Consider the following 3,861-nt stretch of genomic DNA (forward strand, 5'->3'; position numbering starts at 1 on the left):
AAACTGGCGCTCGGGCTAGGCGGGCTGACCGGCTGCTTCGGCGGCGATGTGTGGTTGCTCGCGGCGGTCGGCGCGCCGCTGCTGACCGGCGTGATCGGGGTGTTGGCCCGGCTCGGCTGGTCGGCGAAGACCGTGCCGCATGGCCCGTCGATGTGTGCGGTCAGCGCAGCGGCGCTGGGGCTGGCTCAGCTGTAAGGCGGACGGCCAGGGCCGACGGGGTGGGCAGACGAGTTCGCAATTGAGTCAGCGCGTCGCGCGCGCCAGCAGATAGCGCCGCTCGGGCAGGCTCCGGGTGCGCTGGGCTGCCCGCAGGTAGTACTCGCGGGCGGCGTCTCGGTCGCCGAGCTCGTCGAGCAGATGCGCTCGCACCGCATCGACGCGGTGATGTCCGCTAAGGGCGGGGTCCGCCGCCGCGTCGTTGAGTTCGGCAAGGGCGGCGGCCGGGCCATGCACCATCGCGACGGCGACAGCCCGGTTCAGCGCCACCATCGGCCCCGGCGCGAGACCGGCGAGGACGTCATACAACGCCAGGATCTGCGGCCAGTCAGTCGCATCGACGTCGGCGGCCTCATCGTGCACGGCTGCGATCGCCGCCTGCAGCTGGTAGGGCCCGGGTTTTGCGACTGGCAGCGTCGCCTCGAGGATCGCGACGCCCTCGGCGATGGCGCCACGGTCCCACCGGCGGCGATCCTGCTCGGCGAGGGGGATCAGTGCACCGTCCGGGCCGGTGCGAGCACTGCGTCGGGCGTCGGTTAGCAGCATCAGCGCGAGCAACCCGGCAACCTCGCCCTCGTCGGGCAGACTCGAGCGCAGCTGACGGGTCAACCTGATCGCTTCGGAGGTTAGCTCGACGCGGTTTAAGGCCTCGCCAGACGTTGCGGTGTAGCCCTCGTTGAAGATCAGATACAGCGTGCGCAGCACCGCGGGCAGCCGCTCGTCGCGCTCGGGCGTGGTTGGCATCCGAAACTGCACACCTGTGTCGCGGATGCGCGCCTTCGCCCGGCTGATGCGCTGCCCGACGGTCGCCTCCGGCAGGAGCAGCGCACGCGCGATCTCGGCCGTCGTCAGGCCGCCGAGTGCGCGCAGTGTCAGCGCAACCTGCGACGGCACGGACAGTTCGGGGTGGCAGCACAAGAACAGCAGCGCCAACGTGTCGTCGACCCCCGACACTCCACCGGGCGGCGGCGCGGGCTCGAGCGCATATGCGCCTTCGCGGCGCCGGCGTGCGGCCTCTTTCCGCCAGGTCTCGACCAGCCGCCGCGACGACGCGGTGATCAGCCAGCCGGTCGGGTTGGTCGGTACACCGTCGACCGGCCAGCTGACCGCGGCAGCGAGCAGCGCCTCCTGGACGGCGTCCTCGCAGTCGTCGAAATCGCCGTGACGGCGGACGAGCACACCCAGCACGCGTGGGGCGAGCTCGCGCAGCAGGCCGGCGATGCCGGGACCGGTGGAGCTCACATGTCCGATCCGCTCAAATCGAGCACCGGCCGAACTTCGACGAGACCCCAGACGGCGTCGGGCACTCGCGCTGCGATCGCCAAAACGCGGTCCTCGCTATCGCAGTCGACGAGCAGGAAGCCGGCGAGGTGCTCCTTCGCCTCGACGAATGGCCCATCGGTGACCATCGTCTGGTCGCGGGCGACGGTCACGCGCTTCGCGAGCGCCGGATCCGCGAGACCTTCGGACGCCACCAGCTCACCGCTGTCGGCAAGCTCCGCGCTGAGAGCGAGGTGGTCACGGCCGAACCCTTCACGCTGCTCTTTCGACAGCGCCTCCCAGCGCTCGAGGAACTGCGGGTTGCTCTGAATCAAGATCATGTACTTCACGACGACCTCCGGAGAGTTTGGACGAATTCTTACGCTGTTGTGTCGAAACTGGCGCGGCGGCTTCGACACCTCTCTGAAGGCTCCGCTCTCCGGAGTCCGGGAGAAAGGATCAGACGATGAAGATCAACCACGCCGGAACCGACGTCCACGCAGTCCTCGACGAATTCGCGGCAGCGCATGCCGCGCACGACGCCGATGGCCTGTTCGCGCTCTACTCCGACGACATGGTGTCGTATTCGCTTGCGCCGCCACTGGAGCAGGGGCCCGACACGCCGTACGGCACGGTCGACGGCATTCGCACCTGGTTCGCGGGATTCGCCAGCCCGGTGCAGATCACGTTCCGCGACCCGGTTGTGAGCCAAGACGGCGACTTGGCGTTCGCTCACACGCTCACGAACATGACCACGACGCGCGCCGGTCAACAGGAACCGATCTCGGTCTGGTATCGCTCGACTTTCGGCCTGCGCCGCGTTGACGGGTCGTGGCTCATCACGCACCGACACGACTCGACGCCGTTCTACATGGACGGCTCGTTCTGCGCGGCCACCGATCTGGAGCCCTGAGCTGGCCGCGACCCCGAGACCCGGGTGTGCGGCCATCAAGAATCCCTCATCTGGCAGCCTCTGGCAGTGCCGATGGTCGAGCTGGCAGCGGTTCCGGTCGCATCATCGCCACATGACAAGTGCAACCATTTCCCGCAGTTCCGTTCATGCCGATACCGCACGTTGGCGATCCATCCGCGCCGACCTGGTCTTTTGGACCGTCGCAGGCGCGGTTGTGGCCGCCCTGAGCGGTCCGATCGGTCATTGGTGGAACGTGCCACGCGCGGAGCTTTTCGTCGGCGGGCTGGCGTTCCTCGTCGCCGGACCCGCGCTGCTTTTCGGCCTCAACCAGATTCGCCCGACGTCCCGCGGGCTGGTGTTAAGTTTCGGCGTTTCCAACCTGCTGCTGGCGCCAGCCATGTGGGCGGCTGCTGCGCTTGGCTGGCTTCCGCTGAGCGCCGCCGGCAACTGGGCACTCGCCAGCGGCGGCGACGTGGCCCTGGTGCTGGGTGTCTGGCAGCTCACCGCGTTGCGACGGTCGCATCACACTGGTTGAGGCCTCGCCCGGCGGACCGCCGGTCGTGGGAAGATGGGACACGTGTTGCGATGGACCACTGCTGGTGAATCCCACGGCCGGGCGCTGGTGGCCGTGCTGGAAGGCATGGTCGCCGGGGTCAGTCTGACGTCTGACGACATCGCCGACCAGCTGGCCCGCCGACGGCTCGGCTACGGTCGCGGCGCCCGGATGAAGTTCGAACGCGACCAGGTCGCCATGCTGGCCGGGGTTCGGCACGGCGTCACTCTTGGTGGGCCGATCGCCATCGAGATCGGCAACACCGAATGGCCCAAGTGGGAGACGGTGATGGCGGCCGACCCCGTCGACCAGGCCGAGCTCGATGTTGCCCGCAATGCCCCGCTGACCCGGCCTCGGCCCGGCCACGCCGACTACGCCGGGATGCTGAAATACGGCTTCGACGACGCTCGCCCGGTGCTCGAGCGGGCCAGTGCCCGCGAGACCGCGGCACGCGTCGCGGCCGGCACCGTCGCCCGGCTTTTCCTGCGGCAAACCCTCGGCGTCGAGGTGCTCTCCCATGTCATCTCGATCGGCGAATCGGAGCCCTACGACGGTCCGCCACCGCAAGCCGGCGACCTCGATGCGATCGACGACAGCCCGGTGCGCGCCTTCGACAAGGCGGCCGAGAAAGCGATGATCGCCGAGATCGAAGCCGCCAAGAAGGACGGCGACACCCTCGGCGGAGTGGTGGAGGCCGTCGCGGTCGGCCTGCCGGTCGGACTCGGATCGTTCACCAGCGGCGACAACCGGCTCGACAGCCAGCTCGCCGCCGCGGTGATGGGCATCCAGGCGATCAAGGGCGTCGAGATCGGCGACGGGTTCACCACCGCCCGCCGCCGCGGCAGCCGCGCCCATGACGAGATGTACCCCGGACCCGACGGTGTCGTCCGCTCGACCAACCGGGCCGGCGGCCTAGAAG

5 protein-coding genes and 1 pseudogene are annotated in these 3,861 nt (G+C 69.1%); 4 read left to right on the plus strand and 2 right to left on the minus strand.

Translation table 11 applies throughout. The features are described 5' to 3' along the window. A pseudogene (locus WB785_RS15450) lies at nt 1-195 on the plus strand (prepilin peptidase); the annotation flags it as partial. Nucleotides 196-243: 48 nt separating this feature from the next. Here WB785_RS15450 and WB785_RS15455 read toward each other — a convergent pair. Then, nucleotides 244-1,458 (minus strand): RNA polymerase sigma factor, encoded by a 1,215-nt coding sequence (locus tag WB785_RS15455; protein WP_424080202.1) that lies wholly within the window; start codon nt 1,456-1,458, stop codon nt 244-246. Continuing rightward, complete coding sequence (locus WB785_RS15460; RefSeq protein WP_424080206.1) at nt 1,455-1,817, minus strand: YciI family protein; 363 nt, start codon at nt 1,815-1,817, stop codon at nt 1,455-1,457. Before WB785_RS15460 ends, WB785_RS15455 begins: the two co-directional genes overlap by 4 nt. A 125-nt stretch (nt 1,818-1,942) precedes the next feature. Here WB785_RS15460 and WB785_RS15465 point away from each other — a divergent pair, with 125 nt between their 5' ends. The 3 genes from WB785_RS15465 to aroC all read left to right on the plus strand — a co-directional run. Beyond that, on the plus strand, nt 1,943-2,389 hold the full coding sequence (locus WB785_RS15465) for a YybH family protein (RefSeq protein WP_424080203.1): 447 nt from the start codon (nt 1,943-1,945) through the stop codon (nt 2,387-2,389). 112 nt (nt 2,390-2,501) lie between these two features. Then, nucleotides 2,502-2,924: a hypothetical protein gene (locus tag WB785_RS15470; RefSeq protein ID WP_424080204.1), complete on the plus strand. Its 423-nt coding sequence runs from the start codon at nt 2,502-2,504 to the stop codon at nt 2,922-2,924. 42 nt (nt 2,925-2,966) lie between these two features. Beyond that, nucleotides 2,967-3,861: chorismate synthase (gene aroC, locus WB785_RS15475; protein ID WP_424080205.1), on the plus strand; the 895-nt coding region annotated here is incomplete at its 3' end.

Source organism: Mycobacterium sp. (genome assembly GCF_049585075.1).
Taxonomy (GTDB): domain Bacteria; phylum Actinomycetota; class Actinomycetes; order Mycobacteriales; family Mycobacteriaceae; genus Mycobacterium.

What these genes read in the sequence shown, in the direction of transcription:
- WB785_RS15470 (WP_424080204.1), top strand. Translation starts at nt 2,502, where the DNA reads ATGACAAGTGCAACCATTTCCCGCAGTTCCGTTCATGCCGATACCGCA.
- WB785_RS15465 (WP_424080203.1), top strand. Translation starts at nt 1,943, where the DNA reads ATGAAGATCAACCACGCCGGAACCGACGTCCACGCAGTCCTCGACGAA.
- WB785_RS15460 (WP_424080206.1), bottom strand. Translation starts at nt 1,817, where the DNA reads ATGATCTTGATTCAGAGCAACCCGCAGTTCCTCGAGCGCTGGGAGGCG.